General features: G+C 38.1%; 14 protein-coding genes. 2 read left to right on the top strand and 12 right to left on the bottom strand.

Annotated elements, in window-relative coordinates:
* The first annotated feature begins 98 nt into the window (after positions 1 to 98).
* Positions 99 to 722, top strand: a complete 624-nt coding sequence (locus QUE18_RS01165; protein ID WP_009203977.1) for a TIGR01906 family membrane protein — start codon at positions 99 to 101, stop codon at positions 720 to 722.
* Between the two features lie 60 nt (positions 723 to 782).
* Positions 783 to 1,838: a phosphatidylinositol-specific phospholipase C/glycerophosphodiester phosphodiesterase family protein gene (locus QUE18_RS01160; RefSeq protein ID WP_009203976.1), complete on the top strand. Its 1,056-nt coding sequence runs from the start codon at positions 783 to 785 to the stop codon at positions 1,836 to 1,838.
* Positions 1,839 to 2,660: 822 nt separating this feature from the next.
* Here the strand turns inward: QUE18_RS01160 and QUE18_RS01155 are convergent.
* The 12 genes from QUE18_RS01155 to QUE18_RS01100 form a co-directional block, all read right to left on the bottom strand.
* Entirely contained in the window at positions 2,661 to 3,779 is a 1,119-nt protein-coding gene (locus tag QUE18_RS01155) for an IS110 family RNA-guided transposase (protein ID WP_022091477.1), read from the bottom strand.
* 367 nt (positions 3,780 to 4,146) lie between these two features.
* Positions 4,147 to 5,178 carry a P-loop NTPase family protein gene (locus QUE18_RS01150; protein WP_009204328.1) on the bottom strand — a complete coding sequence of 344 codons (1,032 nt, stop codon included), beginning with the start codon at positions 5,176 to 5,178 and terminating at the stop codon, positions 4,147 to 4,149.
* A gap of 102 nt (positions 5,179 to 5,280) precedes the next feature.
* Positions 5,281 to 5,763 carry a GNAT family N-acetyltransferase gene (locus QUE18_RS01145; RefSeq protein ID WP_009204329.1) on the bottom strand — a complete coding sequence of 161 codons (483 nt, stop codon included), beginning with the start codon at positions 5,761 to 5,763 and terminating at the stop codon, positions 5,281 to 5,283.
* A 192-nt stretch (positions 5,764 to 5,955) separates the two neighbouring features.
* On the bottom strand, positions 5,956 to 6,630 hold the full coding sequence (locus tag QUE18_RS01140) for a GntR family transcriptional regulator (RefSeq protein WP_022092030.1): 675 nt from the start codon (positions 6,628 to 6,630) through the stop codon (positions 5,956 to 5,958).
* 65 nt (positions 6,631 to 6,695) lie between these two features.
* On the bottom strand, positions 6,696 to 7,562 hold the full coding sequence (gene ispE / locus QUE18_RS01135) for a 4-(cytidine 5'-diphospho)-2-C-methyl-D-erythritol kinase (RefSeq protein WP_009204330.1): 867 nt from the start codon (positions 7,560 to 7,562) through the stop codon (positions 6,696 to 6,698).
* A gap of 95 nt (positions 7,563 to 7,657) precedes the next feature.
* Positions 7,658 to 9,217 (bottom strand): DUF3794 and LysM peptidoglycan-binding domain-containing protein, encoded by a 1,560-nt coding sequence (locus tag QUE18_RS01130; protein ID WP_009204331.1) that lies wholly within the window; start codon positions 9,215 to 9,217, stop codon positions 7,658 to 7,660.
* Between the two features lie 66 nt (positions 9,218 to 9,283).
* Entirely contained in the window at positions 9,284 to 9,532 is a 249-nt protein-coding gene (locus QUE18_RS01125) for a Veg family protein (RefSeq protein ID WP_008392426.1), read from the bottom strand.
* Between the two features lie 203 nt (positions 9,533 to 9,735).
* A complete protein-coding gene (locus QUE18_RS01120; RefSeq protein WP_008392425.1) occupies positions 9,736 to 11,085 on the bottom strand; it encodes a dicarboxylate/amino acid:cation symporter in 1,350 nt (449 codons plus the stop codon).
* Between the two features lie 64 nt (positions 11,086 to 11,149).
* Positions 11,150 to 11,902 (bottom strand): DeoR/GlpR family DNA-binding transcription regulator, encoded by a 753-nt coding sequence (locus QUE18_RS01115; RefSeq protein WP_008392424.1) that lies wholly within the window; start codon positions 11,900 to 11,902, stop codon positions 11,150 to 11,152.
* 177 nt (positions 11,903 to 12,079) lie between these two features.
* The gene (ydjG, locus tag QUE18_RS01110; RefSeq protein ID WP_015530635.1) at positions 12,080 to 13,072 is read right to left on the bottom strand and encodes an NADH-dependent methylglyoxal reductase; all 993 of its coding nucleotides are present in this window, start codon (positions 13,070 to 13,072) and stop codon (positions 12,080 to 12,082) included.
* A 42-nt stretch (positions 13,073 to 13,114) separates the two neighbouring features.
* Positions 13,115 to 14,083, bottom strand: coding sequence for a carbohydrate kinase family protein (locus QUE18_RS01105; protein ID WP_008392422.1), 969 nt, complete (start codon positions 14,081 to 14,083; stop codon positions 13,115 to 13,117).
* Positions 14,076 to 14,915, bottom strand: a complete 840-nt coding sequence (locus QUE18_RS01100; protein WP_008392421.1) for a class II fructose-bisphosphate aldolase — start codon at positions 14,913 to 14,915, stop codon at positions 14,076 to 14,078. Before QUE18_RS01100 ends, QUE18_RS01105 begins: the two co-directional genes overlap by 8 nt.
* Positions 14,916 to 14,930 lie beyond the last annotated feature (15 nt).

Here is a 14,930-nt window from a genome sequence, read left to right as displayed (position 1 = left end):
ACTCTTAAATTCATTGAATTCTTTTATTTCTTTATGTTAAGATTGTTATCATTAGCAGATATGATCATTTACAATTTACAGAAAGGATGAGAACATCTATGAAAAATATCCTGATATCCTTATGTCTTGCACTATTTATCATCAGTGCATCCGTAACGATAACATTAAACTTCCGACCTTTATATTATCATGATATTTCCTCTTTGAAAATAGAAGAAACTTCCGGTTTTTCCAAAAAAGTGATTCGTGAAAATTATGATGCTTTGATTGATTATAATCAGTTCTTTTATTCTGGCAAATTAAAACTGACCTTGCCTATGTCAAGAGAGGGCAAGATTCATTTTGAAGAAGTAAAACGAATCTTTGTTGGTATCGAATATCTTTGCGTGATCACACTGATCTTATCTTGTTTCCTCATAAAGAGAAAAATAAGGTCACGAAATATTGATTTTTTGAGATCAGCTTCTATTATAACTGTTTTATTACCCGTAATCGTTGGTATTTTATGTGCGTTCAACTGGGATGCCGCTTTTACTTTGTTTCATGAGGTCATGTTTCGAAATGATTATTGGATTTTTGATGAAGCTACTGACCCTGTGATCATGATCCTTCCAGATGCATTTTTCCTTCACTGCGCCGTTATGATCATCTTACTAATCTTAATTGGCAGCTTACTTTGTATGGGATTTCGTTCTTTTTTTCGACACAGGTTTATGCTATAATGGATAGATATTAATTATTTATTTCAAATGTTACATTTTTATTAAGCTAGGAGTTTAGCAATGAGACTTTCAAAAATAAAAACAAAGGAAATCCGATATGTAGTCTGGAAATATCGATTAAAACGATTTCTTCCACATATCTTAACACTTTGCCTTGCTGTTATTGTTGCTGGCGGAGCTTTTAGTGCTTATTCGGTATATCATAAAAAGCATCAAAAGCAACTGGCAAAACAATCTGAGGTCCAGCGTGAAAAAGATGTTAACACTGCTCGTAAAAAGGCACAAAAAGAAAAAACAACACTGAAACCTTGGTATACTTACCACAGCATTGCCCATGCAATGGGCGGGCTTGATGGCAAAGATTATTTGAATTCCATCGATGGCTTTTACCCTGCTTATCAGAAGGGTTATCGTGTCTTTGAAATGGACATCCTTCTTACTAAGGACAACGTTGCGATTGGTAAGCACCAATGGGGTCGGAAACTTTCTGATCCAACCAGTAAAAAAGGCGACCCAGTCAGTTACCGTAAATTCAAAAATACTAAGATCTATGGGAAATATACACCAACTTCTTTCCTTGATGTATTGAATCTCATGGAAAAATATCCTGATTTCTATCTGATGACAGACTCAAAAAGCACAGAGCCTGCAGATGCAAAAAAGGAATTTAATGTTCTTGTACAGACAGCTAAAAAAGTCGGTAAAGAAGACCTCTTAGACCGTGTGATCGTTCAGGTCTACAATCAGAGAATGTACTGGGCTGTAAAAAGCGTGCATCCATTCAAGCATTTTGTATACACCACTTACAAACAGCCCGATGCAGCATTTTATAAAGTCGTAAAGTTCTGTAAACAAAATGGTATTGAAGCGATCACTTCTCCTAAGAATGATATCAATGATTATCGTATGGAACTGCTTGCAAAACAAGGAATTTATTCATATACACATTCCGTGAATAATGCTTATTTTGCGAAAGAGTTTATGAAACTTGGGGTTTATGGAGTATATTCTGATTTTCTTAGCCCAGCACAGGTGAATAATAGTTATATTAGGGCGAATTGTCCGAAGTTTGCTTCACGGTATGTGAAGACGATATTGCCGGGGATCAATCAGTAAATCCTGTAGGTAGTGTTGGTCCTGTATGAGTCAGAAAGAAGATAAGAAGAACTATTTCTAAGAAAAAAGGATGACACTCCGCATTTTTGAAAGCGTTTTTTACAAATCGCCTATCCGCGCCTGTTCCTTTGAAAACTGATATGTAATGACCTTTGTCAATAGTAAATTAACAGAAATCACAACAAATTTTTATTTTATTGTTTCTGAAGATATCCAGAAAGAGTTCCGATGTATCAGTTCCCGGCATTGGCCACTCTGATATACGTGGATTGGTTACCAACAGGTCAATGGTCCGCCGCGAACTCTAGCTGTCTCCCTCACGTGGATCACAGATATTACTGTGCCAACAGAGTTTCCTCGTAGATAGTTCAAACCTAAACATGTTCGAAACTGATATGTAATGACCTTTGTCAATAGTAAATTAACAGAAATCACAACAAATTTTTATTTTATTGTTTCTGAAGATATCCAGAAAGAGTTCCGATGTATCAGTTCCCGGCATTGGCCACTCTGATATACGTGGATTGGTTACCAACAGGTCAATGGTCCGCCGCGAACTCTAGCTGTCTCCCTCACGTGGATCACAGATATTACTGTGCCAACAGAGTTTCCTCGTAGATAGTTCAAACCTAAACATGTTCGAAACTCTTTCGGGATGCCTTCAGTTGCAACTTTAATTACAGGCTGGATGATGTATGCGGCAGAGACCGGCTTACATCATCTTGATTATCATTTATAGCACATCGATCAGTATGTCAAGACTACACAGTACCGCCTTTGGCGGCTTGGTCTTGATATGGTGATCGATGTGTTATATTTATATTAGTAAATATTATCTGTCATCATTCCCCATATGAAACAAGCAAGCTCTCTCGCAATTGCTGTTTTTGCAATATTATATTTCTTGCCATCTTTCAGAACCATCTTATAATAGCGCCGTCTCAGACGCTCATTTGCCCTGTCTGCATAATTGATTACCTGCGGTGAATTTCCCGCCTGTCGTGATCTTAAGACTCTTGATTTATATCCGATCTTTCCACGGGTATAACTTTGTGCGGATTCTACCAACAGTCTGCGTACATGGGTGTTCCCTGCTTTTGTAATGCCAAGTCCGTTTCTGTCATCGCCACTGGAATGCTGTCCAGGTACCAATCCAAGATACCCTGCAAACTTTCGTGCAGATACAAAACGCTGAAAGTCTCCAACTTCAACAATTACAGATAACGCAGTATGTGTCTTGATTCCTAGAAAACAGGTTAACTTACTGACAGATTCTTTATACTCTTCTTTGGATGCTAGTTCTTCAATCCTCTGATCCAGACGGTTCAGTTTATCTGTCAGAATTGTATAAGTCAGCAGATATTCATCCAGGATCTCTTTGTAAAGCCCTGCTGGTTTTAATGATCTCAGCCATTTCACATGTTTTGCTGTCCAGTTACCACTTCCATCATACTGATAACCCTGACGTAAACAGAAAGAAAGGATCTGTTGTTTGATCTTTTTCAATTCCGCTTTATGATCATCACGCATACGGATGAATTCTTTTGTCTGATTATCTGTTTCCGTTGGAATATGTACCGGACTGTAATTGTGCTGTGCCAAGGATCTGGCAATGATCTCCGCATCTCTTTTGTCTGTTTTGATCCGTCTTTTGCTTCGTTGTTCGAGCATTGTAGTTGGTGCAAGGATCACACATTCCACATTAAAATTTTCCAATTGATGATACAAAGAATACCCAAGGCATCCTGCTTCGTAGCCACACACAAATCTTGTATCCTCTCCATATATAGTGCGAAGAAATGCAAGATATCTTAATACATTCTTGTAACTGGCTGGTGTTCTCTGGTAATGAGATGCCTTTTCATCTTCATATTTGCAAGAACAAAGAGTAAAACTTTCCTTATGAACGTCCATTCCTACGTAAACTGTGTTATAATTCATATAATGACCTCCAATTTGTATGCGGTAATCCCTGTTACCATTGTTAGTTTCCAATTCATAGTATACAGGTAAATCCACGATCCTACAAACTTGGGGGTCATTACATATTGTCTCCCTCGCTGCGAACCAAAATGTCCGCAGCTACGGTCAGACATTCAACCACAGGGCGCTGCGAATTTGTAAAAAACGCATTCAAAAAGTGCTCATGTTGTCATCCTTTTTTCTTAGAAATAGTTCTTCTTATCTTCTTTCTGACTCATACAACAAAACACTATTCAAATCACTACACAGTGTGTATGTTATATGATATTGGTTAATAATTTTTGTATTTATCAACTACTTCGTAGATCTGACCTTGAATTAATTTCTATGAATTATCAATCACATACTCATCAAATAATGGTAATGTAAAGTATACATATCCTCTCATTTCACCTGACAAGATTCCCTTTTTTATCAAACGTTTTCGATATGGATTAAATTCATTCGTCTCCATTCCTAAACGTTCCCGGATATCTTTGATCTTCCCACCATCAAACTCTGCAATTCCTCTTGCTACTATCCTATCTTTCTGTGATAATTCTGACCAAATCTTATCATAAACAAATTCACTCAAATACTGTTCATATTCATCAATGACTGCTTCGTAATCACCCTCATGATTCCATGTTAAATATCCAAGAACCTGAAATGCAAATGGATAACCTTTTGTAAGTTCTGCCATCTTCGCAGCTTGTTCTGATTCAATTTTAAAAATTGTTTTATATTTATTCATGATTGCCCGATTATTTAACGGTTTTAATTGTATCTTTGGTGCTCTATATAAGAATGTAAGATTCTTTTCATTCTGTAACTCATCGATGTTCTCATATAAACCCGTTGCTAATAAAAATACTGGTAGATCCTGCCTTACAAAAATCTGAAAAGATCCAGCAAAAACCTGCATAAATTCATTATTCGTAACTTCATCAATTGTGATCAAGAGCCTCTTCCCATTCTTTTTCATCTTTTCCAGAATTGCTATGATCGCTGTCTCTTCATCTGTAATTGGTGACATTCCTTCAATTGCTACTCCAAAACCGAAAAATGACAGATCAATTTTGGCAGATTTAATGATTCCAGCACATACCTTGTTGCTATTTAACTTTGATAAAAGTCCTTTCAATAAATCTGTTGCTGGATTCAATTCTATTACGATCCATTGATCATTTTCTCTCAATTTCTGTGAAATCTCAGTCATCATTACAGTCTTTCCTGACCCACGCACTCCTGTAATAATAAACATCTGCTGATTGATCTGTTCTGCTGTAAATGTATCAATGATCTCTTTCGTCTGTACTGGACGTTCCACTGGTTCTAACGGACTTTTTCCAAATGTAAGTGTAAAAGGATTTTGCATTTCTTATCACCTCTTATCTCTTTTACTGTTCTTTACTGTTTTTATACTATTTTACTGTTCTTTACTGTTTGTGTCAACATCCCAAATCTTGCAGCATTATGATCAAAATTTAAGCCTCATCTGATTCCACTTCACTCCTCCATGCTCAGACTCAGATACTCCCTCATTCTCAAATCCAAATTTCGCATAATAATGCACCAAATGATCCTTACAAGTAAGCACTAATCCTTTTCTTTCCTGCTTTCTTGCATCTTCGATCGCACATTTGATCAACTCTCCTGCATACCCATGTTTTCTGTATGCAGGTATCGTATTCACCCCAAAGATCATCTGCCACGCTCCACTTTCATTGTGCAACTGAGCTTTTGCATACATCTCATCTGTCAGATCTTCTTCATCTGTTACAAATCCATCTACAAACGCAATTAATTTATCTCCATCAAACATCAGCCAGAAATGATCAGCATAGTATTTTAATCGTTCTGCTAATTCTGCTCTTGTTGCTGCTTCTGCTGGTGGAAAGCATTCTGCCTCTACAGATGTTACTGCTTCTAGATCTTTGATTGTTGCGGTTCTTATATTCATATTTTCCCCTTTTTTGTTCCTTGTAGTTTATTATATGATGTAAGTGTCAAAAGTATAAAAATCTATCTACCACTACATAAAAAATAAATAAACGATCGGAAGAGCAAAATTCTCTAGCTGCTCTTCCGATCGTTTATTTATTTTTTATCATATACTCAAAATCTACAGTTGGCCAACTACAAAAATTAAAATTTAATATTCTTCCTTAATATTACGGATCACTGTCATTTCCTGATTTGTAATATGTTTCTTCATGATCTTGCGTGCTTCTTCTTTCTTACCTGCTCTGATCGCATTCACAAGCTCTTTATGCTCATTCAACAATACAATATGGTAATCTGTATCCTTTACATATTCCAGACGATAACGGTAGAACTGTTCTCTTAAATTTCCAATGATCTGAATCAGTCGTGGATTCCCTGTTGCATCGAAGATGATGTCATGGAATTCCATATCGCTGTCTGCGATGGCTGCATTATCTCCAGATTCGATTGCTGATTCGAATTCTACTAATGCCTGATCTAACTTCTCCTGTCCTTCTTCATCCATACGTTCCGCTGCAAGTTCTGCTGCTAATTCTTCTAAGGAACAACGTACTTCTAAGACATCTCTTAAATCTTTTTCTGTGATCCTTGCAACTTCTGCTCCCTTTCTTGGGATCATGACTACAAGTCCTTCCAGTTCCAGTTTACGGATTGCTTCTCGGACAGGTGTTCTGCTGACTCCTAATCGATTCGCAAGTGCGATCTCCATCAGACGTTCTCCTGGTGCAAATTCTCCTGTGATGATCGCCTGTCTTAATGTATTAAATACCACATCTCTCAATGGCAGATATTCATTCATGTTTACCTTTAATTTATCGCTCATAGTTTCTTCTCCTCCTGCTTTCTCCAATGTATCTTCCATACTGCTTTCTTATTTGTGAAAATACATTATTGTATCGGTCTTACTACGTATGCCTGTTTGATGTCCTCAATACTTCGTAATGATTCCATTGCATCGTCCGCTGTTTTCTTATCCTCAAAGATCGCGAAGATCGTTGGTCCACTTCCACTCATTAAAGCTCCCTTTGCTCCCTGATCCATCAGATGTTTCTTAACTTTCTCAATGATCGGATATTCCTTGATCGTGACTGTCTCCAGTACATTCTCCAGACGATCACAGATTCCTGAAAGATCTTTCTCTTTCAGACACTCCAACATTCCATCGATATCCGGATGCTTCGAAAGTGCTGGAAGATCAAGATTCTTATATACAAATGCTGTTGATACACTGATCCCTGGTTTTGCGATCAGAATATAGCAATCTGGCATCGCATCAACCCTTGAAAGTTTCTCTCCGATTCCTTCTGATAGTGCTGTACCACCCCAGATACAGTATGGAACATCTGCTCCAAGCGTTACTCCTATCTCACATAATTCATCGATCGATAATCCTAGATCAAACAGCTGATTCATTCCTTTTAATGCTGCTGCGCAATTAGAACTTCCGCCAGCCATACCTGCTGCTACCGGAATCCGTTTGCTGAGATTGATCTCAACTCCATCTTTAATATGATACTTATCCTTTATGAGTTTTACAGCCTTATAAACGAGATTACGTTCATCGGTTGGAAGAAACGAAAGATTACAGGTCATCTCAATCTTGTCATCTTTCCTTTTCTTCATTGTAAGCACATCATAAAGTCCAACCGTCTGCATGATCATACGCACTTCATGGTATCCATCTTCGCGTCTTCTTAAAACATCCAGACCAAGGTTGATTTTTCCATATGATTTTAGAACAATACTATGATCCATATGCACTCCTTTATCTTATGTGAAATAGTTTCTATCTCACACCTTGTATACAGAATATTATAGTATTGTTCTGAAAAAAATGCAATCCTTATTTGCTAAAATATTTTCATTTCTTTTACGATTAAAAGCTTATCTCCTGGTTTGATATCGGAAATGTCCTCATTTTGCTCCCGAATGCTCTCAACCGTTGTAAAATACGCCTTGGCAATAGACCATAGAGTGTCTCCTTCTTTGACGATATACCCAACGATCCCTGGGATCTCACGTATTTTGTCGTAGTCTAGCGGTCCTTGCTTCATATCCGTCATAATCCGCTGTCTGACTCTGTGAAAAGCGATAAAATCAAATAAAACAGAAGCTCTGATCTCTATCTCTTCTCCTTCTGTTGGAATCGCTGTCATCTGATCTACCCGCACATCCAGTTGATAGTCCTCATTTCCAGTCAGATTCTTCGTCTCAACAAAAAATGTAAACGGCTCCATATAAGAACTGCTCATCACTGGTGTCATATCTTCTGTGGACAGATACAAGACATCTGCCATCCACACACCTTCTACAGATAATCCTTGTGCTGTCATTTCCACATCGTCTACGGTTGCACTTCCTTTAACGGATAACACTTGCAACAGCTTTCCTGACTCTTGTTCCAGCCGAAAGCGTTTGTCTGCTTTCATCACCGCTTGGTTCTTTCCTACCAGTGTCTCAAAATCGAACATATGATATTCTGGAATTAGCGTTTCTTCCATACTATATCCGTCATCAATATATGAAATCTTATGATCTTCATAAATTTTAATATCACAGTCGATCGTAACATCCAAAGAAATAATTCTTTCTTCTCCATCCTCATCAGGTCTTATCTCCAACTGCTGTCCTCCGAGTGTCATCCCGATCCGTCCGATCATTCCTGGCATACATTCATAACATTCCAGCTGCGTATCTACCGGAATCTCCCATCTCGCATACTGTACCGGCATCTGGGCATCTTCTCCAAGATATAATACAAATATATGCATTGCACCCTGAATCTCGATCATGTGCTCTCCAATTTTTGCCTGCAGATTTTCCATATCTACCTGTGTCCATAAAATCTGATAAATGTTCGCCTTATTTGCAGGAAGTACCAATTCTTCTTTTAATCTCGCGATATCCTTTTTATTTACGATCAGATCTGTGATCTGTACATCTTTCTTTAACACGGATACATTTTCTTCATGAATTTCAATGATCCCTTTTTCTTTCATTTCTTCCGTGATCTGAAAGGAAAACGTCAATAATACACGAATGCTTATTTTCCTTGAATTGATCAAAATCGTATTGATGTCATCGATCGTATATTTTACTTTTACATAATCCGATGGGAGCACTCCTTCTATATGTACATATTCCTCAAACGGAAGTGAATATTCTAGCGATTCAAGGTATGCTGACGTATCATTTGTACCATATAGCCCCTGAAATACAAATTCCCCCTTGATCCTTACCCGGTCAACCATCATTTCCGTTTCCTGTATCTTTACGATTCCTCTGGTCTGGATCATCTTTTCTACATCTGGTTTTGTATCTGCAACATTGCAGTCCTGATCGATCGTGATCTGCATCTGTTTCTTCGCTTTCGCCACGATCCCATAAAATTCTTTCTTATCAAAATCCATAAAAAAATTCCTCCCTGTCTGTATATACAAATATATTCAGACAAGAAGGATTCTATGCATCACCCATTAGTTTTCTAATAACATCATACGGACATCTCTTGTGATCACGTCCTGGTAGCTGAAACTTACAGTTTTATTCTGGTCATTGCCATCTGCATTCTCTAACTCTACCAAAAAGATATTAGGATATGTCTGTGTGATCACTCCCTTAGCTGTTACAAATTTATGTCGTCCTCTGTTTGCACTAATCTTGATTTTGCTGCCAATCTGATTCTTGATGGATTGGCGTACTCTGTTAAGATCTAATTGTGTCATAAATTCACCTCTTCCATATACAGAATATTCTGGAAATTCTATATAATGATTTTAATATTATAACATTTTGCCCAGTTTTTGTCAAATTTATGCATACAATATCCAGTTTTATCACTATTATTACCAAACAAGAAAACTGTACACCGATGAGGCGTACAGTTTTCTTAACATATTATATGGAGTTTATTTTTATATGGAGTGTTTTAACTATTATAGACATCCTTGTCTAATTCATTTTCTTTATAGCTGACGATCACTGTCGTTGCCGCATCACCAACAACGTTCAATGTAATTACAGCCATACCCGGCAGATAACTGATCGCAAGTACTAATGCGTATGCTACCATACACAGATCAGAACTCAATCCTAATCCTGACATGATAACAAAAATCAATGTTGTTCCAGCTACCGGAATCGCAGGTGTTCCCATCGCTACACAAATAGACAGGAATGCTGCTGTGATCAGCTGGGTTGGTGTGATATTGATCCCAGCTGCTGTTGCGATAAATGTGATCGCAACCATATGCATGGCAGTTGTTCCGTTCATATTAATAGTCATTCCCATTGGAAGTACGAAACTACTGATTTCCTTGCTGCATCCAAGTTCTTCCATGCATGTTTTTCTGTTTAAAGGAAGTGTTGCTGCAGATGACTGAGTCGCTGCTGCGAACATTCCAACTTTAAAAATCTTCTTTGCAAACTTAAATGGATTTAAGCCGGTTAAGAGGAAGATACCGATTGGATAAATCGTTACAACCAATGCTAAGCTGATAAAGATCGTTGCGATCATAAATGTTAACGTTGGTCTGATATATTCTGTTCCATAAGTTGCAAATGTTCTGGCTAACATACAGAAGATCGCAATTGGACTGACCTTGTTGATCAAAAAGTCCATATATACCTGTACGATATCATTGAGATTCTGTAATAAACTCTTAATGGTTGCTGCTTTGTCTCCCAGAGCATTCATTGAAAGCCCTAAGATCACAGCTACTACTACAACTGCCAGAATGCTGTTGTTTGAACCAAGTACTTCCACAACATTTGATGGCACCGCATTGATCACTGTTGTCAATGGATTATATGCCTCCAGTGTTGCTACATTAGAAGTTGTTGTTTCTGGAAGATTCACAGAGAACCATCCCATGGATTTGATAAAGTATGCAAACAATCCAGCTAATGTTGCACCGCATACATAAAACCCTACGAATGTTCCAATTGTCTTTCCTGCGATCTTTCCAAGTCTCTTTGGATCTGCCATGCTGCATAATGCAAGGCTTAATGATGATAAAACAAGTGGTACGATTGCCAGCTGCAGACCTCTCATAAATAACTGCTGTATGATATAGAATAATCCAAGGGAATAAAATCCCTTTTCCTGTGTGATGTCCTGAAAGAAGATTCGATTGATCAGCTTCCACGTTCCTTCATTGCCGCCTGCTGTTAGTGATTCACGCAGCCACAAGCAAACAACTCCTAATAGAATTCCTGTTACCATCGCGATCATGATCTTCTTCATGATAGACATGCTTTCTTTCCGTTTTGCGTCCATTGTGCACCTCCGTTTTACCATGTGGTGCGATTGAAACGGTAGCATCACAGACTATCATATCTTCTTAATAAATCAACGTGATTTCTTTTTCTTTACAAAATTCAACCCATTGATCTGACGGTCTTTCATCAGTTACCAGATAGGTTACCTGATCCCAGTCTAAAAATTGTACAAATGCCGTTCTCTCAAATTTTGTATGATCTGCAAGAAGAGCTACTTCTAGTGCCTGTTTTACCATCTCTGTCTTGACATCTGCTTCTCGTTCACTGGAGTCCATGATACCTTTGTCCATATCAAGTCCTTTACAGCTAAGCAGTGCAAGATCCACATGATACCTTCTAATATTTTCTTTTGCTAAGTTCCCTTGCAGAGAGAGGGAGTCCTCATTGAACACGCCGCCTGTTGAAAGAATATGAATCTCTGATCCTGTCATCTCACGGAAAATCTCTGTTGATGAACTCAGTACGGTAATATTACGGTTTGCCTTCAGTAAACGAATGGCTTCCATGACAGTTGTACTGGCATCTGCTGCTATCGTTCTCTTCTGATCTAATACTTCCTTAAAGAGTTGCGCGATCTTAGCCTTTTCCTTTTGATTGATCGATGTTCGCTTGTAAAAATGGATATGTTCCTTCTGACTTGCACTGTTTAATACAGCACCACCAAATGTTCTCGTCAAAAAACCTTCCTTTTCCAGCTTCTCAAGATCTCTTCGGATCGTCTCTTCCGTTACCTTGTAAATCTTACTTAGTTCGGATACTGTGACTTTCTTCTCATTCTTAACTTGTTCTCTTATATGTTCTAAACGGTTCTTCACGGGACACCCCCCCCTTGTAAATTTTTTAATATAGTATATATTCTTATTTGTCACATACTTCTTAAATGTTCTGTGACTTTCTTTTATTCTATCATTGATTTTGTGGAATTCAAAGACTTTTTTCCATGTTTTCCAACATTTTCAATTTTTCTCTCACAAGGGATCTCTTTCTGATTTTTATTTATCGATTGCTTCTGCTGATTCTCTCATGAATGCTACATCTTCAGGATCTAATTCTAATTCTGCAGATTTTACATTTTCTCTGATTTCGTCTACTGTTGTAGATCCACTTAATAAGTTTAAGAAATCTCCCTGTGCAAGAATCCATCCAAGTGCTAAGTTAGCAATTGTGCAGTCATATTTTTCACATAATGGTTTCCAAGATTCCATCATATCCATTGCGTTCTGCATGTTTTCTGGCTGGAACCATTTCTTAGGAATCTGAGCTCCTACTGGTTTGTAGTCTCTTGGGAATGTTCCAGATAATAATCCCATTTCAAGTGGAGAATAGCACTGGATCGTGATGCCATTTTCACGAGCACATGGAATAATTTCATCTTCGATTCCACGGTCTAAGATAGAATATTTGCACTGGATGATATCAAGATCACCATATTTGATGTATTCCTGGATATGGTTGATGTCTACGTTAGCAGCACCGATTGCTTTGATTTTTCCCTGTGCTTTTAAGTCATTTAAAACGTCCATTGTTTTCTGGATAGGAACGAAATATTCTGTTCCTGGTGTAGCTTGCCAATGTGTCATATATACATCAACATAATCTGTTCCAAGACGTTCTAAGGAAGCTTCGATCTCTTTTTTCACAGATTCACTGTTTAAGTTCTTGTATAACTGAATTCCGTTAACTTTGTTGAACAGGTCACCTTTCATTTCCTGATCCCATGTTACACCACATTTTGTGATGATCTTAACATCTTCACGGTTCATTCCTTCTAAGGCTTTACCAAGGATCTTTTCACTGTTACCAAAGTTGTATCCTGGAGCTGTATCGATTAAGTTAACACCAGCTTTTGGAGCTTCTCTGATCGTATCTACCACTGTCTGAAGATCGTGGTCTCCACCCCAGGCAGATCCACCACCGATTGACCATGTTCCAAGACCGATTCTTGAAACGTCCATTCCTGTTTTTCCTAATTTCATTGTTTTCATTTTAAATTTTCCTTTCAGATCTAACAACCAATTAACCAAATTCTATTTATAATCTTCTTTATACTTCTTGAGCATATCTTCTACCATCTGACGATTCTGTACTCCTGATGTTGCTCCTGGATGCTGTACTGCGATCGCCGCTGTACAGTTTGCATATTCAGCACATTCTTTGATGTCTTTTCCCTGAAGCAGGGCTGCGATGAATCCAGATGCGAAGTTATCTCCTGCACCGATCGTATCAACTGCTGTAATTCCTTTACATGCTGGCACGATCATAACACCATCTTTGTTGCGGATGTAGCATCCACGAGTACCGATCTTCATAACTACGTTTTTGATTCCGTAAGAGAACAGTTTATCTGCCACTTTTGCTTCATCTTTTTCACCTGTCATCAGACAAGCTTCATCGTAGTTAGGGAAGAAGTAATCTACATACTGTAATGCACCAGCGATATCATCTAATGTCTCTCCTAATCGAGGCATGATCATATCAGCTGTAATTGTCATTCCGTGTTCTTTTGCGAATGAGAAGATCTTTTCTAATGTTTTTCCATCCAGTAAAGGACAGTTAAAAATACTTGCTAAAGATAAGATTTTTGCTTCTTTGATCTTGTCAAAATTTACATGTTCGATATTCTCTTTCCAAAGACTTCCGTTACGGTTTGTGATAAATGTTCTTTCTCCATCCTCTGTTACAAGTCCGATATTAATGGATGTATTTAAGTTTGGATCAATTGTCACACCTTCTGTATCGATATTGTCTTCATCGCAAGAACGTAAAATGAATGCTCCTGCTGCATCATCACCGATCGCTGCCATCAGACCTGTCTTGCATCCAAGACGGCTGATGATCGTTGACTCATTCATAGCGTCTCCACCGACAGCCATCGCGATGTTATCAACCGGATATGATTCTATATCAAAAACTTCTCTTGATACTGGGCGCAGCGGAATATCTACTACCGCTGCTCCCAGACACAATACGTCTAACTTTTTCTCCACTTTATTCATCAGCCCTTCCGTCATCACCAAATAATTTGATCTTGTACATAGCACGTTCTTTTACTGCCTGGCGAACTGCACGTTCTACAGCTAAGAAAGGTTCGTCTTTATGTTCGTTAATAGCTTCCATAGCAGCCTGGCAAAGTTCTGTATGGATGTTGATCTTAGCAATACCACACTGGATCGCTTTTTTGATGTCTTCATCACCGATACCAGAAGCTCCATGAAGTACAAGTGGTACACTAACTTCTTTGTTAACTTCTTCGATGATATCGAATCTGATCTTTGGTTCAGCAGAGTAAACACCATGTACATTTCCTACTGCTACTGCTAAAGAATCACATCCTGTTCTTTCTACGAAATCTTTTGCCTGAGAAGGATCTGTGTAAGCATACTCAGCTAAAGCTTCTTCGTATACTGTTTCATTTCCTACATGTCCTAATTCAGCTTCTACTGGAATGTTGTATGCATGGAAGTAATCTACACATCTCTTGATCTCTGCAACGTTTTCTTCATATGGTAATGCAGACGCATCACGCATTACAGAGTTCATGCAGTGATCTACAGCGTTCTTTAAGATTGTCCAGTTACGTCCATGATCCCAATGTAAGATCACTGGTACTGTAGCTTTTTTAGCCATGGATTCCATCATATAACAGAAATCTTCAAAAGAAGTATTTCCTGTAAATCCTGTTCCGAAAGAGATGATGATTGGTGCACGAAGTTCTTCTGCTGCATCAATAACTCCCATTAACATTTCTGCGTTCCATACGTTAAAGTGAGGGATTGCATAATGTCCTTCACTAGCTTTCTGTTCCCAAAATCTGATATCTGCGATCATTTTAATTTCTCCTTT

Source organism: Anaerostipes hadrus ATCC 29173 = JCM 17467 (genome assembly GCF_030296915.1).
GTDB classification, from domain to species: Bacteria; Bacillota; Clostridia; order Lachnospirales; family Lachnospiraceae; genus Anaerostipes; species Anaerostipes hadrus.
Note: the sequence above shows the minus strand (reverse complement) of the source record. Positions and strands in the feature narration are given on the sequence as shown.